Annotated in this window: 17 protein-coding genes; 4 read left to right on the plus strand and 13 right to left on the minus strand. The window is 59.5% G+C overall.

The window, feature by feature from the left end; translation table 11 throughout:
• Window positions 1-29: 29 nt before the first annotated feature.
• The 3 genes from dacB to mgrA form a co-directional block, all read right to left on the minus strand.
• Window positions 30-1,520, minus strand: coding sequence for a D-alanyl-D-alanine carboxypeptidase/D-alanyl-D-alanine-endopeptidase (gene dacB, locus MUY21_RS00520; RefSeq protein ID WP_248408469.1), 1,491 nt, complete (start codon window positions 1,518-1,520; stop codon window positions 30-32).
• A 95-nt stretch (window positions 1,521-1,615) separates the two neighbouring features.
• Complete coding sequence (locus MUY21_RS00525; RefSeq protein ID WP_248408470.1) at window positions 1,616-2,212, minus strand: nicotinate-nucleotide adenylyltransferase; 597 nt, start codon at window positions 2,210-2,212, stop codon at window positions 1,616-1,618.
• Between the two features lie 39 nt (window positions 2,213-2,251).
• Window positions 2,252-3,283 (minus strand): L-glyceraldehyde 3-phosphate reductase, encoded by a 1,032-nt coding sequence (gene mgrA / locus MUY21_RS00530; RefSeq protein ID WP_248408471.1) that lies wholly within the window; start codon window positions 3,281-3,283, stop codon window positions 2,252-2,254.
• Between the two features lie 75 nt (window positions 3,284-3,358).
• On the opposite strand from mgrA, the gene ettA reads away from it, so the two are divergent.
• Window positions 3,359-5,014: an energy-dependent translational throttle protein EttA gene (gene ettA / locus MUY21_RS00535; protein WP_248408472.1), complete on the plus strand. Its 1,656-nt coding sequence runs from the start codon at window positions 3,359-3,361 to the stop codon at window positions 5,012-5,014.
• Between the two features lie 167 nt (window positions 5,015-5,181).
• Window positions 5,182-6,318, plus strand: a complete 1,137-nt coding sequence (locus tag MUY21_RS00540) for a RelA/SpoT domain-containing protein (protein ID WP_248408473.1) — start codon at window positions 5,182-5,184, stop codon at window positions 6,316-6,318.
• 12 nt (window positions 6,319-6,330) lie between these two features.
• Here the strand turns inward: MUY21_RS00540 and yciA are convergent, their stop codons facing one another.
• From yciA to MUY21_RS00580, 8 genes are all read right to left on the minus strand, one after another.
• On the minus strand, window positions 6,331-6,723 hold the full coding sequence (gene yciA / locus MUY21_RS00545) for an acyl-CoA thioester hydrolase YciA (protein WP_248408474.1): 393 nt from the start codon (window positions 6,721-6,723) through the stop codon (window positions 6,331-6,333).
• 72 nt (window positions 6,724-6,795) lie between these two features.
• A complete protein-coding gene (hpaR, locus tag MUY21_RS00550; RefSeq protein ID WP_248408475.1) occupies window positions 6,796-7,221 on the minus strand; it encodes a homoprotocatechuate degradation operon regulator HpaR in 426 nt (141 codons plus the stop codon).
• Window positions 7,218-7,616: a 5-carboxymethyl-2-hydroxymuconate Delta-isomerase gene (locus MUY21_RS00555; RefSeq protein ID WP_248408476.1), complete on the minus strand. Its 399-nt coding sequence runs from the start codon at window positions 7,614-7,616 to the stop codon at window positions 7,218-7,220. The genes hpaR and MUY21_RS00555 overlap by 4 nt, the downstream gene beginning before the upstream one ends.
• A 74-nt stretch (window positions 7,617-7,690) precedes the next feature.
• Entirely contained in the window at window positions 7,691-8,923 is a 1,233-nt protein-coding gene (locus MUY21_RS00560) for a Tm-1-like ATP-binding domain-containing protein (protein WP_248408477.1), read from the minus strand.
• Window positions 8,920-10,386: an aldehyde dehydrogenase gene (locus MUY21_RS00565; protein WP_248409163.1), complete on the minus strand. Its 1,467-nt coding sequence runs from the start codon at window positions 10,384-10,386 to the stop codon at window positions 8,920-8,922. The genes MUY21_RS00560 and MUY21_RS00565 overlap by 4 nt, the downstream gene beginning before the upstream one ends.
• Window positions 10,269-11,909: a tripartite tricarboxylate transporter permease gene (locus MUY21_RS00570; RefSeq protein WP_248408478.1), complete on the minus strand. Its 1,641-nt coding sequence runs from the start codon at window positions 11,907-11,909 to the stop codon at window positions 10,269-10,271. Before MUY21_RS00570 ends, MUY21_RS00565 begins: the two co-directional genes overlap by 118 nt.
• Window positions 11,910-11,916: 7 nt before the next feature.
• Window positions 11,917-12,606 (minus strand): tripartite tricarboxylate transporter TctB family protein, encoded by a 690-nt coding sequence (locus tag MUY21_RS00575; RefSeq protein WP_248408479.1) that lies wholly within the window; start codon window positions 12,604-12,606, stop codon window positions 11,917-11,919.
• Between the two features lie 59 nt (window positions 12,607-12,665).
• Complete coding sequence (locus MUY21_RS00580; protein WP_248408480.1) at window positions 12,666-13,607, minus strand: tripartite tricarboxylate transporter substrate-binding protein; 942 nt, start codon at window positions 13,605-13,607, stop codon at window positions 12,666-12,668.
• A 173-nt stretch (window positions 13,608-13,780) separates the two neighbouring features.
• Between MUY21_RS00580 and MUY21_RS00585 the strand changes: the two genes are divergently transcribed.
• A complete protein-coding gene (locus tag MUY21_RS00585; protein WP_248408481.1) occupies window positions 13,781-14,581 on the plus strand; it encodes an IclR family transcriptional regulator in 801 nt (266 codons plus the stop codon).
• Between the two features lies 1 nt (window position 14,582).
• Window positions 14,583-15,935: an aspartate aminotransferase family protein gene (locus MUY21_RS00590; RefSeq protein ID WP_248408482.1), complete on the plus strand. Its 1,353-nt coding sequence runs from the start codon at window positions 14,583-14,585 to the stop codon at window positions 15,933-15,935.
• A 6-nt stretch (window positions 15,936-15,941) separates the two neighbouring features.
• On the opposite strand, the gene MUY21_RS00595 is transcribed toward MUY21_RS00590, so the two are convergent.
• Window positions 15,942-16,310: a VOC family protein gene (locus tag MUY21_RS00595; protein WP_248408483.1), complete on the minus strand. Its 369-nt coding sequence runs from the start codon at window positions 16,308-16,310 to the stop codon at window positions 15,942-15,944.
• Window positions 16,311-16,365: 55 nt separating this feature from the next.
• Window positions 16,366-16,677, minus strand: coding sequence for a 2Fe-2S iron-sulfur cluster-binding protein (locus tag MUY21_RS00600; RefSeq protein WP_248408484.1), 312 nt, complete (start codon window positions 16,675-16,677; stop codon window positions 16,366-16,368).
• Window position 16,678: the final 1 nt, after the last annotated feature.

Genomic DNA, 16,678 nt, shown 5'->3' on the forward strand with positions numbered 1-16,678 from the left:
CGACCAGTCCCAAGGCGGCGGCCCCCCGATCAGGTGCTATATTCCAAGGCCCAGCGGGAAAGAAGCTGGTGTTGCAACACGCGCGAGCGGCGGCTCCAGCCCTTTGCGCCTGGGGGTCGTTCGCGGTTGGCCCGTGGAATGGCGGCGCGTCGCTCCAGATCCGCCGTGAAGATGGCAAAGCTCAGCAGTCGCCCCTCCGGCGCTGTCAGGTATCCGGCCAGCGAACTGACGAAATTCAGGGTGCCGGTCTTCGCCTTGACCACATAGGCGGCGTCATTGATCGCCCGTCCCCTTGCATCCAGGAGCGTCACATTCTTCATCAGATCCCGCAAATAGCCCTCTGACCCGACACTGTTCAGCGCCTTCACCATGTCACTTGCGGACAGGCGAGATTGATCGCTTAACCCACTATGATCCTTGAAGAACGCGCGCCTGGCACCCAGATCTGTGTTCATCCAGTCGGCCATGGCCGCGCCCGAGGCTGCCAGACTGTCCGGCACGCTGCCGCGGGTCGCACTGGCAGAAAGTCCGATCAATTCGGCCGTCAGGTTGGTTGAGTATTTCAGCATCCCTTGCGCCACCTCTCTGAGCGGACGCGAACGATGCGCCGCCAGCAGCGTGCCGCCGGGCAACGAAGGACGTGCCGTGGGGCTTGGCAACCGGATGCCTTCGCTGCGGGCCAAAACCTGAAAGACCTCGCCTGCATAAAGGTCGGGGCGCCGCACAGGAAGCCAGCGTGACCCGCCCTTTCCCAAAGCACCACGGGCCACGGTCCAGTTGTCGATGCCCTTCGCATCCTCATAGGTATAGACCGGCACCTTGCGGTCGATGATCTGCATGCGCGCCATCTTGACCGCCGGGCGAAACCGATCCGACCGCGCCTCCATCGACACATCAAACCCCTGGCCTGCACGCTTCCATTCAAAATGCACCCGATTGTAGTTCAGGTTCAGCGCCGACACTGCGGGATTATACCCCAGATGATCCGGCTGCCCCGGATCAATCATCCGCTCATATGGCAGCCCGCGACCATCCACGATGAAATCGCCTTTGATCGACGTGACGTTCTTTTGCTTCAAGGCCTTCACAAGCGTCGCCAATGCGTTCGTGTCCAGCGTTGGATCCCCGCCTCCGACCAGCAGCAAATCGCCCTGCACCACCCCGGCTTCCACCGGCCCCGTGGCAATCACCTGCGTTTCGAAACTGTGTTCCAGCCCAAGCGATGAAATGCCGTAAACCGCCGTGATCGCCTTGGCGACACTGGCCGGGGGCAAGGGCAGGACGGGGCTGTGCGCTTCAAGGATCAGGCCGGTCTTGGCATCTGCAACCACGAAACCGATCTTGCCGCCAAGGTTCGCATCGGCAATCAGCGCATCTGCCGACGGGATCAGACGTTTCGAGAAATCCAGCAGCTTGGGCGCGGGGCGGATCGACGTCGCAGGCGCGTTCGCAAATACCGGGCTGACCAGACTCGCGCCCAGCCCCCCCAAAAATGCACGTTTCGAAATCACTTTGACCATAGGTGAATTAAATCCTCTGGGCGATCACGGGGCAACCTGATTTATCGTGAGCCAACGCGGCTGGCGCATGTCTGATCCTTGCTGATACGGGCATCTCACCATTCGCCGCGTGCGCGGATCTGGGTGGACGAGACATCAACCATCGGCACATTGATCAGGGACCAGGCCGGCGCTTCTGCATTGGCCAGTTGCCGCGCCGCCCGCCCCGCGATCCTGGCATGTTCGAACCGCTGAGCCGCGGGTGACGTGCGTGCTGCGACCCGGTCCCCCGGACGCGCGATGACGCCCACGGGCACGTTTTGCATGATCCATTCCCACCGGTCCCAGTGATGAAAGCTAGCCAGATTGTCCGCCCCCATCAGCCAGACAAACCGCACTCCCGGATACAAACGCTGCACGGCCTGCAGCGTCTCGGCGGTAAATCGCGTGCGGGTCAGACGTTCGATGTCTGTGACCTCGACGCGCGGATGCCGCATGACAGCGCGGGCGCGCGCCAGCCGTGTCGCAATGGGCGCGGGTCCGTTTTTCTTCAACGGATTGCCGGGTGTCACCAGCCACCAGATCCGGTCCAGACCAAAGCGTTTCAACGCCTCGCGGGTGATGTGAGCATGGCCGCGGTGGGCCGGATCGAAAGACCCGCCCAACAGCCCGATCACCTGCCCCGGTCGCGCATATGGAAGTTCATGACGCATCAGCGTACCATTGACCGGCATATCAGGCCCCGCCCAGCCCTAGTCGATCTCTGCCGACCGCGCCCAAAGGTTCACGGTCTCTTCACTGATCGCGGCGTCAATGGCCTCCAACTCCGCCGCGCTGAAGTCAAGCCGATCAATCGCACCCACACAGTCCAGCACCTGTTCGGGGCGTGACGCACCGATCAATGCGGTTGTGAACCCTCCGTCCCGCAGCACCCAGGCGATCGCCATTTGCGCCAGGGTCTGGCCCCGCGCTTTCGCGATGTCATTCAGCGCGCGCAGACTTTCAATCACCTTGTCCGAGACCGCGTTCGCGGGCAGCGACTTCCCCTGTGCCGCGCGGCTGTCTTCGGGAATGCCCTTCAAATACTTATTCGTCAAAAGCCCCTGCGCCAGTGGCGTGAACGCGATTGAACCGACGCCGAGCTCGGTCAACGTATCCTTCAACCCGTCCCGCTCAACCCAACGGTTCAGCATGTTGTAGGAGGGCTGGTGAATCAAACAGGGCGTCCCCAGATCGTTCAGGATCGCCACCGCCTCGCGGGTGCGCTGGCTGTTATAGCTGGAGATACCTGCGTACAGCGCCCGCCCTGACCGCACAATATGATCCAGCGCGCCCATCGTTTCCTCCAGCGGCGTGTCAGGATCGAAACGGTGGCTGTAAAAGATATCGACGTAATCAACCCCCAACCGTTTCAGGCTTTGGTCACAAGACGCGATCAGGTATTTCCGGCTGCCCCATTCGCCATAGGGGCCGGGCCACATGTCATATCCCGCCTTGGAACTGATGATCAGTTCATCCCGGAAACCTGAGAAATCGGTCCGCAAGATCTCGCCAAACGCCTCTTCGGCGCTGCCGGCGGGCGGGCCGTAATTATTCGCCAGATCAAAATGCGTGATCCCGTTGTCAAATGCTGCCCGGCAAATCGCCTGCTTCGTCCCATGCGGAAAGTCGTGCCCGAAATTGTGCCACAGTCCCAAACTGATCGCAGGCAGCTTCAACCCCGATGCCCCGCAACGCCGATAGGTCATCTTTTCATAGCGGTCTTCTGCCGGATGATAGGTCATGGTTGCTCCTTCGGGATTGCCCTGCCCCCTTTGTCTGGCTAAGACACCGGGAAGTCAAACGCGAGGACACATCCCATGGCCGCTTATCAATATGTTTACCACATGGACGGGGTTTCCAAGACCTATCCCGGTGGCAAGAAGTGTTTCGAAAACATCCGCCTGAGCTTCCTGCCCGGTGTGAAGATCGGCGTCGTGGGCGTGAACGGCACGGGTAAATCGACGCTGATGCGCATCATGGCGGGCATCGACAAGGACTTTCAGGGCGAAGCATGGGCCGCCGAAGGCGCCACGGTCGGCTATCTGCCGCAGGAGCCGGAACTGGACCCGTCGCTGGACGTGCGTGGCAACGTCATGCAGGGCGTGGCCGAGAAGAAAGCCATCCTTGAACGCTACAACGAACTTGCCATGAACTACTCGGACGAAACCGCCGAGGAAATGGCAAAGCTGCAGGACGAAATCGACGCCCAGAACCTCTGGGATCTGGACGCGCAGATTGATGTCTCGATGGAGGCGCTGCGCTGCCCCCCAGATGACGCCGACGTCACCACGCTTTCGGGCGGTGAAAAACGCCGGGTCGCGCTGTGCAAGCTGCTCTTGGAACAGCCCGACATGCTGCTGCTTGACGAACCGACCAACCACCTGGACGCCGAAACCATCGCGTGGCTGCAACAGCACCTGATCGACTACAAGGGCACCATCCTGATCGTCACCCACGACCGCTATTTTCTGGACGACATCACCGGCTGGATTCTGGAACTCGACCGCGGGTCCGGCATTCCTTACGAAGGCAATTATTCTTCCTGGCTCGAACAGAAAGCCAAGCGGCTGGAACAGGAAGCGCGCGAGGACAAGTCCAAGCAGAAAACGCTGGAACGCGAGCTGGAATGGATGCGGCAGGGCCAGAAAGCCCGTCAGGCGAAATCCAAGGCCCGGATCAACGCCTATAACGAACTGGCCAGCCAGTCCGAGCGTGACAAAGTAGGTCGCGCGCAGATCGTCATCCCCAACGGCCCGCGTCTGGGTTCGAAGGTGATCGAGGTCGAAGGCCTGAAGAAACACATGGGAGACAAGCTTCTGATCGAAGACCTGTCCTTCAGCCTGCCCCCCGGCGGTATCGTCGGCGTGATCGGCCCCAACGGCGCCGGTAAATCGACCCTGTTCAAGATGCTGACCGGGCAGGAGCGGCCCGACGAAGGCACGATTGAACTGGGCGACACGGTGAAGCTGTCATACGTGGACCAGTCGCGCGATGACCTGAACGCAAATGACACCGTGTGGGAGGCGATTTCCGGCGGGGCCGAACTGATCGAACTTGGCGACGCACAAGTCAATTCAAGAGCTTACTGCTCGTCCTTCAACTTCAAGGGTGGCGACCAGCAGAAGAAACTGTCGCTTCTCTCCGGCGGGGAACGCAACCGGGTGCACATGGCGCGTCTGTTGAAAGAGGGCGGCAACGTGCTGCTTCTCGACGAACCGACCAACGACCTCGACGTCGAAACCCTCCGCGCACTGGAAGACGCGCTGGTCGATTTCGCCGGCTGCGCCGTCGTCATCTCGCACGACCGCTTCTTCCTCGACCGTATCTGCACCCACATCCTCGCTTTTGAGGGCGAAGCGCATGTGGAATGGTTCGAAGGCAACTTCGAGGATTACGAAGAGGACAAGAAACGGCGGTTGGGGCCGGACGCCCTGGAGCCCAAGCGGTTGAAGCATAAGAAGTTTACGAGGTAGGTTTGTAAGAAACACTTATTGCTTCCCGCATAGGAGATGCGACGATCTCAAAAAGTAAAATTGACAAAGCAGGCCGTGTTCTTTCCGACCGGTCACGCGAATATGACGAACTTGCCTTAGAACTGGACTTCGTATTTGAAGCTTTCAGAAAAGAGCATCTTGGTCCAATGACCAAGCTCACTCTTGTTCTTCAAGAGTGGCTTCAGACCTACAATCAACAGTACTATATTGCGCAGCGATTGAAGAGAAAGCCGCAAATATTAAGGAAGCTTCGCCGCTTCAGTGTTCGGCTTACACAACTTCAAGATATCGGCGGTTGCAGAATAGTTGTCGAAAACAATGATTCTGTAGATTCATTGGTTGGTTTTCTACGCGACAAGTTTGAAAGCAGCGATGAATACCGCATTGAAAGAGAGACCGACTATCGCGACTGGGGTAGAGATGATTCCGGGTACCGCGCTTACCATATCGTACTTTCATCGAACGGTATGAAATTAGAATTGCAGCTACGAAGTTCTTTGCAACACTATTGGTCTGAGAGTATCGAGCGTAGCTCTGTAATCTATGGCTATAGATTAAAAGAAAGTGATGGCGACATTGAGGTGCTGCGGTACTTTAAGCTATTTTCTGACGCACTTCACCAACTGGAACTTGGGAGGCTGTTTTCTTCTGATTTCGAGATTGAATTACAAAGATCACGTGAGTTGTCCGAAGCAATTATTCAATCGAGTAGCGCAGGCTCAGCCCTCTCAAGTTATGTGAATGAGGGTATTATCAAAACCATGAGCGAAGTTGAAAAATCATCCCAAGGCTCACTAAACAATTGGATTCTTGTGTTCGACTGGAATGACGGTAACTTCGTGACTTGGGCAATGGTTGGCCGAAACCCTGACGAAGCAATTGAGCTTTATTCGAGGTATGAGGCTCAATACCCAGAAGAAGAAAAGTATGAAGTCGTTATGATCGGATCATCCGATATTTCCACTGTACGGCATACTCATAGTCACTACTTCGGGATTGAGCATCACAATAGTGCTCTCGAGGAAATGGAAAATTCCATCATCGGCTTAACGAATAGGATGTCGATGGACGTAGGGGCAAGAAGAATTCTGTCAACTCTTAAGCGTCAGGGGCGTTGGGGAAAGAAGGCGATCAAGGTAGACACGTTGAAAAACCATTTCTGCCTAAACGTGGCGACCTTTTCAGATTCGCTGGAACTGTTGAAACAACAGGGTTTGATAATAGGTTCCGACCCGGTTGCACTTAACATAAAACGGAACAAAGAAATCAATGAGTTAGTGTGATTTCGAAATCTACTATGCACCCTTCTCCACAGCCACCGGCTGCCCATCCTCATCCAGCGCCACGAACACAAACACGCCTTCTGTCACCTTGTGGCGTTCGCCAAGCCGGTCGCGTTTCACCCAGGCCTCCAGCTCGATGGACATTGACGTGGTGCCGACCCGGCCCACGCGGCCATAGATGCACAAGACATCGCCCACCTTCACCGGCTGGATGAATTTCATTGCGTTCACAGCCACCGTCGCCACACGCCCCTGTGCGCGTTCGCCTGCGATGATGCCGCCGGCGATGTCCATCTGGCTCATCACCCAGCCGCCGAAAATATCGCCAGCCGTGTTGGTGTCCTTCGGCATGGCCAAGGTGCGCAGGATGATGTCGCCTTCCGGCGCAGGTGTCTGATCGGACATGGGATCCCCGTTTCCAGATTTGCTTTCCCATGGGTAAACCGCAGGTCGCCCCGGCGCAAGCGGATCGCTGCGTCAGTTCGCCGTGGCCACCGTGCGCAGTTCGTTCAGAAGGTCCAGCAGCGTCTCCATCTTCTCGTGCCCGAAGCGGCATTCCAGATCTTCATAGATCTTCGCCGCCTTGCCGGACATTTGCGCGTATTTCTCGCGCCCTGCCGGGGCGATCTGTACCTTGCGGCGGCGGCCGTCGCTGTCGTCCACCCGCTCGATCAGCTCGCGTTCTGTCAGGTTTTTCAGAATGCGGCTCAGGCTGGGCGGCATCAAAACGCAGCGTTCCGCCAGTTCGGTCGCACAGCAGGGTTTGCCCTCGGCCAACACGCGGATCACGCGCCATTGCTGCACGGTCAGGTCGATCTGGTCCAACTCGTGGCGGAAGGGTTTCAGGGTGGCTTCACGCGCGTGAAGCAGCGCGATGGGAAGGGCGCGTTCAAGTTTTCTCATTCCAATTCCTTTTCGCGGAGGGCCGCGTGGATCGTGCTCCAGCTTTTGCGGCTGAAACGGGTTTCTATATCCTGAACCTCAAGGCTGAGAATAAAGGGCGTGTCGCCCATCTGCGGGCGCAGCGCGTCCTCAACCGCGCCATATAGGGTGTCGGCGATGGCCTCGCGCGTGGCCTCGTCCCGACCCTGCCCCAGCCTCAGGATCATATCAAGGAAGTGATACCCGCCTGCCCCGTCGCCAATGGCGTCGACAACGGCCTCGAACCCGCGCACGCGAATGCCGCCGACCGGGCAATGGCCCGTGGCAACCAGCGCGGTGCGCATGGTCTCGGCCAAGGCCGGCAGATCGGCTTGGTGACCCAGCCCGTGGCTGAATTCGAATGACAGGTGCGGCATGGACACTCCTTAACACTGGCAGTAAATACCTGCCGGCGCTGAAAAGCAATTCATTGCGGGTGCAACAAGATGCCTCAGGGCGTGATGACACCTGACGAGACCCAGTGGTCGAACTCGGCCAGAACCCGCTCGGTGAACGCCGGGTCGTTGATATGGGTCTCCAGTTCCAGAAGCGTGACGTTGTCCGGGCATTGGGCGCGAATTTCGTCACAGAAGGCCGCCAACCCCGCGGCATCATGCAAAGGCCCACCCGGCCGGTCCCATTCATTGCCCCCCTGCAACGGCAGAAGAAGCGTGACAGGGCCCTGCGCGGCAGAGAGCTGCCGGCACATCGCGCGCGCCATCTCGCGCCGTTGATCCGGTGTCATCATGACAGAGGACAAAAGCCGGTTGTGGGCGTGCACCTCCTGCCCCGCCAGTGTCGACGGCACGTCCTGCCAACCGATGAAATCCACCAGATCATAGCAGCCGATCGACACCATTTGAGGTGTGGCCGAGGCACCAGCGTTGGTCATCCGGTCCGGTCCGGCCGAAATGCTCGACCCCATGATGTGGTTTCCAAGCTCTTGCGGGGCAAAGTCCAGAACGGCGGCGAAGGCGCCCTCGGCGGCAAGGCTTTCAAAAGCCCGCCCGCCCATGCCCGTGGCATGGAACACCGCCACCTCGAACCCGCGCGCTTCCAGGGCGGGTTTAAGCCCGACCATGTAGCGCAGCACGGTCTTGCCAAAACTGGTCATCCCGATCAGGGGTTTGGTGAAGTCCGGCGCCTCAACCGCTCGCGCAGCCCCCAACACCGCCCCCGCCGCTTGCGACAGCGACGCCTTGCAGATCGCGTTCAGCCCGTAAAGCCCGCCCGCCCACAGGATCATCTGCACGTCGGCCGGCAAACGTTCGGGGGGGATCAGGGGCGAAAAGCTGACGGTCGAAACCACATATTTCGGCACGCCAAGCGGCAGGGCCTGACACAGATCCAGCGCCGCGTCGGTGCCCATCGTGCCGCCCAGCACGATCAGCCCGTCAAATACACCCTCACGGTAAAGGCGCAACGCCAGGGCCGCAGAACCACGCGCCATGATCTGCATGGCCGTGTTCTCGTCCCCGCTGTCAATGGCGGCCTGGATCGACGACCCGCCAGCCTCGGCGACCTGATGCTTGGAGTAATCACAGGGCGCGCTGGGATCCCCCAAAACCGAAATATCCATCGTCTTGACGCCACCGCCCTGCCCTCGGATCACGTCCGCGATGTAATTCAGTTCGTCGTCTTTGGTGTCATAGGTGCCGACAACCAGAATGGTCTTGTCGCTCATAGCTGCATCCATGCGGTTTTGAGGTCGAAATACTTGTCGAATGCATGCATCGACTTGTCGTGCCCATTGCCTGACTGCTTGACCCCTCCCAACGGAACCGTCGTGTCCGGGCCGCCATAGGTGTTTACATGGACAACGCCTGCCTGAATGTCGCGCACCATTCGATGGGCACGGCTGAGGTTCGATGTCCAAACCCCTGCGGCCAAACCGAATTTTGTGGAATTTGCGATCTGAACCGCCTCTTCATCCGACGTGAACGGGGTCACGGCAAGGACCGGACCGAAGACCTCGTTCTGGGCCACGTTGTCCTGCGGTTTCACACCGGTCAGCACGGTCGGCTCCATGTAATATCCGCCAGTGTCTTCAAGAACGCGCGACCCGCCCAGCGCGAGTGTCGCGCCTTCCTCGACCGCACGGGTAACGAAACCCAGATTGCTTTCCAACTGAGGCATGTTGTTCACCGCGCCGATATTGGTGGTCAGATCCAATGGATCGCCGACCTTCATCGCAGCAGCGTGTCGCGCAAGCGCGTCGACGAATGCGTCATGCACGCTGTCCTCGACCAACAGGCGCGAGCCGGCCACGCAGACCTGCCCCGCATTGCGGAAGATTCCAGCTGCCGAGACTTTGGCGGCCTGTTCCAGATCCGACGCATCGGCGAAAACCACGTTTGGGGATTTGCCCCCCAACTCCAAATAACAGCGTTTCAGGTTCGACCGCGCCGCGTATTCCAGCAATCTGCGCCCCACCCCGCCGGACCCGGTAAACACCAGAACATCCACACCCATCGACATAGCCAGTGCCTCGCCGGTGACGGACCCCTGGCCGGTCACGACATTGAAAACGCCATCGGGCAGACCCGCCTCCGTGGCCAGTTCAGCAAGGCGCAACAGGGTCAAGGATGCGGTTTCCGCCGGTTTCAACACAACCGAGTTTCCTGCCGCCAGCGCCGGCGCCAGTTTCCACGCCCCGATCATCAACGGGAAGTTCCACGGGACAATCGCGCCGACAACGCCCACGGGTTCCTTGTGCACAAGTCCCAGTATTCCCGGCGCGGTCGGGGCGATTTCGCCATACACCTTGTCCAGCGCCTCGGCATAGTATCGGAACGTGCCCGCCGCCGACCCCGGTTCGGCTTTCATGGCCATGCCGATCTCGGTCCCGTTGTCGCGCACGCCCAAAACCGCCAGTTCCAGCGCGTGCGCCTCGATCAGATCCGCCAGCTTGTGCAGAACCTTCTTGCGATGCGCAGGCGCCGCCCGCGACCAGCGTCCGTCTTCGAACGCGTGCCGGGCCACGGCGACCGCGCGGTCCACATCCGCTGCGGACGCCCGGACAATTGTCGTCAGTCGCGATCCGTCAATCGGCGAGAGAACGTCTTGCGCCTCCCCCGTACCTTCTTCCCACGCTCCGTCAATATAAAGTTTCTGCGGCGCGACAGGATGGCTGCGAAGCTCGTTGATGCGTGACTGGTCTGCCATTCGTTCGTCTTTCTTTCTTTGAAGTCCAGCCAGACCCGGCGGAAATGCAGGGCCAGAACCAGAACGATCATTCCAAACAGGATCGCCGCAATGGGGCGATCAACGAAGTCGAGCGGTGATTTCACGCGCGCCATTGCGCTGCGCAGTTTCACCTCCATAATGCCGCCCAGCACCATGCCCAGCACAATGGGCACCACGGGAAGATGCATACGCTTCATGATAAAGCCGAAGATGCCGAACCCCGTCGCAAGGATGCAATCCGTCAGGGAGTTGCGCAGCGAGTAGACCCCAACGAAACTGAGGATCAGGATGCACACCCCAAGGAAGCGGTTGGGTATTTTCACCACCTTGATCAACTGATTGGTCGCAACCAGCAGGAAGATCACCACAAGCACGTTCAGGACCAACAGCGCCAGATACAGGGCGACCACGAAATCCATATCGTTTTGAAACAATTGCGGACCCGGGATCACGTTGTGGACATAGAAAACCGACAACATCATCGCCGTCAGAGCCTCGCCGGGGATACCCAGCGCCAGAAGCGGCACCATCGCCGCTGCGGGCACGGCGTTGTTGGCGGTTTCCGCCGCGATCAGGCCTTCGCTTGACCCATGGCCGAAATCCTCGGGGCGTTTCGACGATTTCTGCGCATAGGTATAGGACATGAACTGCGCCGTGAACTCGCCCACACCGGGAATCATACCCATGATCACGCCGAAGGACGCGGACACCCCGGCAATGCGCGGATGGCGGGCCAACTCGCGAAAGCCCTGAAAGAAGCTGCCCTTCAACCTGGTCAGGCGCACCTTCTCATCCTCGCCATGCAGAAGCGTGAACGCCTGTGACAGTGCGAACAGCCCCAGCACGACCACAATCAGATTTACTCCGCCCGACAACCAGCTTTGGTCGAACGTATAGCGTTTCGAATAGCTGGCCGGATGCAACCCGATGGTGTTCAGCCAGATGCCAAAGCACGCCATGGCAGCCGCGATCAGCGTATGCTTGCGGTGGGCCGTCACCACCAGGATAATGCCCAGCAGTGCGGCCAGAAAGATTTCTCGGCTGCCGAACATCGGGGCCACCTTGGCCAGCACGGGGGCAAAGAAAATCAGGCACATGACCGAGAACAAGCCGCCGAAGAATGACGAACTATACGCCAGAGAAAGCGCACGCCGCGCCTCACCCCGCGTGGTCATCGGATAGCCGTCATAGGTGGTCAGTGCGTTCACGGCGGTGCCCGGCGTGTTGATCAGGATCGCGGGGATCGAGCCGCCATACATCGAACTTCCGTATATCCCCAGCAGCACCGTCAATCCGACAATCGGGTCCATCGAAAAGGTCGCTGGCAACAGAATGGCGATCGCGACGGCGGGTCCGACACCCGGAATGGCCCCGATCAACACGCCGCCCACTGACCCGACCAGCAGCGCCAGCACCACATCCCACCGGGCCAAGACCCCGGAACTGGCCTGAACCTGTGTCAAAAAGTCGATGATCAGGTCCATCTGTGCCTCAGAAATTCAAAATGAAGAACGACCGCAGCGCGCCCGGCAGGTATTCATACAGGGCCGCACCGGGGATCTTCACTTGCAGAAAGCTCTTGAAAACGACCACGACGGCAATCGCGAAAAGAACCGCGCTGAGCATCATGATGCGGTCGCGGTATCCGACGCGCCAGGTCAGCATCAATGTGAACGCGATGGTCACGGGCAGATAGCCGATGATCGGGACCAGCAGCACATAGCCCAGAAACCATGCCGCCCATTCAAAGACCGATGCCCAGACCTTTGCCTCGCGCCGGTCGGTCCAATGCTGATACAGCCAGGTGACACGCACAGTTGCGACCAGCAGGACCATCGGCGCGGCGGCAAACGGCCCCAGCCACAGTGCAAGCCCGACCGCCAAAACGCCCCAGAACAGGCTTTCGGCCCATTGGAACCAATCCGCTTCGCGCATCCAGCGTGGCAGGCGGCGCGGTTTGCGCGGCAGGTGCCAGAAATGCAGGGCGGAGAACAGGACCATGCCGCCAACACCGATTGCCGGCCAGAAACGCGGCTGCGCAAAGAATTCCTTGCCCTTCAGCCATTTGGTCTGCTCGCCCAGCGCCGCGATCAACAGCGTTGCGCAAATCAGGAACAACGCCGCGAACAAGACCTGCCCGCGGCGGGGACGATCAGGATGTTCTGAAATGTCGTTGCTCATACCTGCCCCTCATCATGAAGATGCGGGGCCAGCGAACTGCCAGCCCCGCGTCAGGCGTATCATTCGAGGATCTTGCCAATCCGCGCCCCGGTTTCCTGATCCGCAGCGATCCGTGCCGCCGAAGCGTCCGCATCCATCCAATAGACCAGCGCACCGGTTTCCTTGGCCACGTTCTGCGCACGCTCGCTCATGACAGTTTTCGAGGCGACGGCGGCGATCTTCTCGCGCACATCCGCAGGGGTGTCCTTGGTCACGAACAACCCGTTCCACAGCGCGATGTTCAGACTTTCATCCAACTCGCCAATGGTGGGGACGTCGGGGATCAGGCTGATGCGTTCATCCGTGATGGCCATCAGCACTTTCACACTGTCAAGGCAAGGCAGGATCAGTTGCAACGTGGTGTTGATCACATCCGCGTCGCCCGAGGCCAGCGTGTTGCAATCCAGCGCATCAAAGGCTGCATCCGACCCCCAGTCGAACCCGGCATTCACCGCATAGGCTTTCGTGACCTGTGTCGGCGTCAACACATCCCCGAAATGACCCAGCGCCACGTCATTTTCCTTGGCATAAGCAGCTAGTTCTTCCATCGAGTTATAAGGCGCGTCCTTGCTGGTCGCGATCACGAACGGATAGGTCAGGAAAATGCCGATCGGGTCGAACTTTTCCGGGGTCAACTCGTCAATGCCGATCTCGTGTCCGATAACGGACACTGCGGGCACGAAACTGCCAATGGTGTAGCCATCTGCGGGCGCAGTGGCCACGTCAATCGCGCCGGGGAACGGGCCACCGCCCCCGCCGGGCTTGTTCACCACAGCCGCCGATACGCCATATTCGGCCTGGAAGTCCTCGGCGATCATGCGCGTCAACACGTCCTCAAGATCGCCGGGCGGCCATGGGACAATGAAGCTGACGGGCTTTTCGGGGTATTCGGCAAGCGCCGGACCTGCAAGTGCGACGGCGGTCAGTGCGACGGCCCCTGCCAGAATGGATTTGGTGTTCATGACGTTCTCCCTGCTGCGTCGTGGTCTGAGTAGCGATCGGTTCATTATTTGAACCATTGGTTTTAATTTAGATTGACAGAGCCGCATCAATCCTGTCAAGAAAACAATGAACATGCGAAGTAATTTTGCAGCCACCGCCAGTTCTTGCGCGCCGCACGCAGATGGGATCGCCAATGGGAACGACATCCAAAGCCTTGTCATTGCTCAGCTATTTCAGCCGCGCCATGCCCCAGATCGGACTAAGCGAACTGGCGCGCCTGTCTGGCCTGAACAAGGCCACCGTGCATCGCCTGTTGGGCGAACTTGCCGAACACGGATTCGTTGAACAGGTGGGAACCGGGCGCGAATACCGTCTTGGACCGGCCTTTCTGCGGCTTGCCGCGCTGCGCGAAAAGCAGGTGCCGGTGCGCGAGGTCGCGTTGCAACAGCTGACCGAACTCTGCGACAAGACGGGCGAAACCGCGCATATGTCGCTTTTGAACGGGGACGTTCTGTCAAACCTTGCCTATGCCTATTCCAACCGCCACGGCACGATGGTGATGATGGAGGACGCCGAGGTGCTGGAGCTTCATTCCACCGGGTCCGGGCTGGCGGTCCTGGCCTATTCACCGGCGTCCTTTGTTGACGAGATCCTGTCCCGCCCTCTGATTGCGCGGACCTCGCAGACCCTCACCGATCCGGCCGATATTCGTGCGCTGTTGCCTGCGATCCGCCGACAGGGAATGGCGGCCTCGACCGGCGGGTTTGAAGAGGACGTGATCTCGCACGCCGTTCCGATCTTCGACGCCCGATCCGCCTGTATCGGTGCCATGGCTGTTGCCGCCCCGGTGTCGCGCATGACCGATGCCCTGCGGCACAACATCTGCGACAAGCTGATGGTCCACGCGCGTCAAACGACCCGCATCCTTGGCGGCTTTCCACCCGACAATTTCCCCCCTTATCAACCGCAAACACCGCTTGCAGAAGAGGCATGACATGAAGGATTCCAATTTTCTGAAAGAGAAAAACGCCCGGTCCCTGTGGCATCCCATGGCGCATCCGGCGGACAGTCAGGCCAACCCGCCCACCATCGTCACCGGAGCAGATGGTGTTCGGATCACCGATGTGGATGGGCACGAGGTCGTCGATGGTGTCGGGGGCTTGTGGAACGTAAATCTCGGGTTTTCCTGTCAGCCGATCAAGGACGCCATCGCCGCGCAGTTGGATCAACTGCCCTACTATTCCACCTTTCGCGGCACCACGAATGACAAGGTGATCGAGCTGTCTGAAATGCTGCGCGATTTCTTCGCGCCTGATGGGTTGACCCGCACCTTCTATACCTCCGGCGGGTCGGACAGCGTCGAAACCGCTTTGCGGCTGGCCCGGCAGTATCACAAAATCCGGGGCGATCAGGGGCGCACAAAGTTTCTGAGCCTGAAAAAAGGCTATCACGGCACGCATATGGGCGGCGCATCGGTGAACGGAAACGCCAATTTCCGCACCCAGTATGAACCGCTCTTGCCGGGCTGTTTTCACATCCCTGCCCCCTATACCTACCGCAACCCGTTCAACGAAACCGACCCCGAAAAGCTGGCGCAACTGTGCCTGCAAGCCCTGGAGGACGAGATCGCGTTTCAGGGTGCCGGCACCATCGCCGCATTCATCATGGAGCCCATTCTGGGCGCAGGAGGCGTAATCCCGCCGCACGAAACATTCATGCCCGTCGTGCGCGAGATCTGCTCGAAACACGGCATCCTTCTGATCGCGGACGAGGTGATCACCGCCTTTGGCCGCACCGGCGGATGGAGCGGCAGTCGCTATTGGGGCGTGCAGCCAGATTTCATGTGCACCGCAAAGGCGATCACCAACGGCTATTTTCCTTTCGGCGCGGTGATGATCGCCAATCACGTGGTCGACACGTTCGAAAAGGACACGACCGGCAAAGCTGCGATCGGACATGGCTATACCTATTCGGGCCATCCTGTCGGGGCTGCTGCCGCAATCGCATGTCTTGAGGAAACCCAGCGTCTGAAGGTGAATGAAAATGCCGCCGCCCGGGGGGCCGAGCTGTATCAAGGCCTGCAAGAGATCGGTGCTGCCAATGACATCGTCGGCGACGTGCGCGGCGGGCACGGGCTGATGTGTGCCTTGGAACTGGTGTCAGACCCGACGACCAAAGCCCCGGTCGACAAACAGACGATCGGCACAATTCAAGAGGTCGCATACCAAAACGGCGCAATGGTGCGCGTGTCCGGCCCCAACATCATCCTGTCGCCCCCACTTGTCCTGACTGCGACAGACGTGACCACCATTATTGACGCCCTCAAGGCGGGGTTCGCAGCCGCCTGATGACCGTTAACGGTGCTGGTCGAACAGGACCGGCACCCCGTCGGGGTCGATGACCACGAAACTGGCCGGACCGTCATCGCCACCCTTTTCCTGCGTGATCTCAAGCCCGGCTTCCTTTAGCCGGGCTTTGATCTCGCGTACATCCTCGAAAGGGTCCACGGTGCGCGCCGACTGGTCCCAACCGGGGTTGAGCGTCAGCATCGTGCCATCGAACATGTCCTGAAACAGCCCGACAATCGCATCACCGTTCTTCATGATCAGATAGTTGTGCGCCTCGTCCCCGGCAAAGACGGCAAACCCCAGCGTCTCGTAAAAAGCGCGCGATCTGGACAGGTCTTTCACGCCCAGACTGACGGAAAACGCTCCGAGTGACATGATGATATCCTCCGTTTTGTAACCGAAGGATAGCACAGTTTGCCCGCAAGCGGTGTCAGACTGGCACGATCAGCCGGATCCCGTCCAAATCGCCCGATGCCGTGATCTGACAGGACAGGCGCGAGGCGTCGGTGACGTCGCCATCGGCCATGTCCAGCATCGCCTCTTCGAAATCGCTTTTTTCACCGGTCTTTGCCAGCCAGTCGCCTGCAACATGCACATGGCAGGTGGCGCAGGACAGTGACCCGCCACATTCGCCCTGAATACCCGCAACATTGTTGGCCACGGCGGCTTCCATCAGGTTCACGCCGTCCTTGACGTCAGCCACGACTTCCTCGCCCCCAGGCAAGACCCAGGTCACTCTCATA

It is taken from the genome of Aliiroseovarius sp. S2029, from assembly GCF_023195575.1.
GTDB lineage: Bacteria > Pseudomonadota > Alphaproteobacteria > Rhodobacterales > Rhodobacteraceae > Aliiroseovarius > Aliiroseovarius zhejiangensis.

Bases quoted from the DNA above. Each gene is read 5' to 3' on its own strand.
- MUY21_RS00560 (WP_248408477.1), bottom strand. From the start codon at position 8,923: ATGAGCGACAAGACCATTCTGGTTGTCGGCACCTATGACACCAAAGAC.
- MUY21_RS00590 (WP_248408482.1), top strand. From the start codon at position 14,583: ATGAAGGATTCCAATTTTCTGAAAGAGAAAAACGCCCGGTCCCTGTGG.
- MUY21_RS00525 (WP_248408470.1), bottom strand. From the start codon at position 2,212: ATGCGTCATGAACTTCCATATGCGCGACCGGGGCAGGTGATCGGGCTG.
- MUY21_RS00575 (WP_248408479.1), bottom strand. From the start codon at position 12,606: ATGAGCAACGACATTTCAGAACATCCTGATCGTCCCCGCCGCGGGCAG.
- MUY21_RS00585 (WP_248408481.1), top strand. From the start codon at position 13,781: ATGGGAACGACATCCAAAGCCTTGTCATTGCTCAGCTATTTCAGCCGC.
- MUY21_RS00600 (WP_248408484.1), bottom strand. From the start codon at position 16,677: ATGAGAGTGACCTGGGTCTTGCCTGGGGGCGAGGAAGTCGTGGCTGAC.
- MUY21_RS00540 (WP_248408473.1), top strand. From the start codon at position 5,182: ATGACCAAGCTCACTCTTGTTCTTCAAGAGTGGCTTCAGACCTACAAT.
- ettA (WP_248408472.1), top strand. From the start codon at position 3,359: ATGGCCGCTTATCAATATGTTTACCACATGGACGGGGTTTCCAAGACC.
- MUY21_RS00595 (WP_248408483.1), bottom strand. From the start codon at position 16,310: ATGTCACTCGGAGCGTTTTCCGTCAGTCTGGGCGTGAAAGACCTGTCC.
- mgrA (WP_248408471.1), bottom strand. From the start codon at position 3,283: ATGACCTATCATCCGGCAGAAGACCGCTATGAAAAGATGACCTATCGG.
- MUY21_RS00570 (WP_248408478.1), bottom strand. From the start codon at position 11,909: ATGGACCTGATCATCGACTTTTTGACACAGGTTCAGGCCAGTTCCGGG.
- dacB (WP_248408469.1), bottom strand. From the start codon at position 1,520: ATGGTCAAAGTGATTTCGAAACGTGCATTTTTGGGGGGGCTGGGCGCG.
- MUY21_RS00555 (WP_248408476.1), bottom strand. From the start codon at position 7,616: ATGCCGCACCTGTCATTCGAATTCAGCCACGGGCTGGGTCACCAAGCC.
- yciA (WP_248408474.1), bottom strand. From the start codon at position 6,723: ATGTCCGATCAGACACCTGCGCCGGAAGGCGACATCATCCTGCGCACC.
- hpaR (WP_248408475.1), bottom strand. From the start codon at position 7,221: ATGAGAAAACTTGAACGCGCCCTTCCCATCGCGCTGCTTCACGCGCGT.
- MUY21_RS00580 (WP_248408480.1), bottom strand. From the start codon at position 13,607: ATGAACACCAAATCCATTCTGGCAGGGGCCGTCGCACTGACCGCCGTC.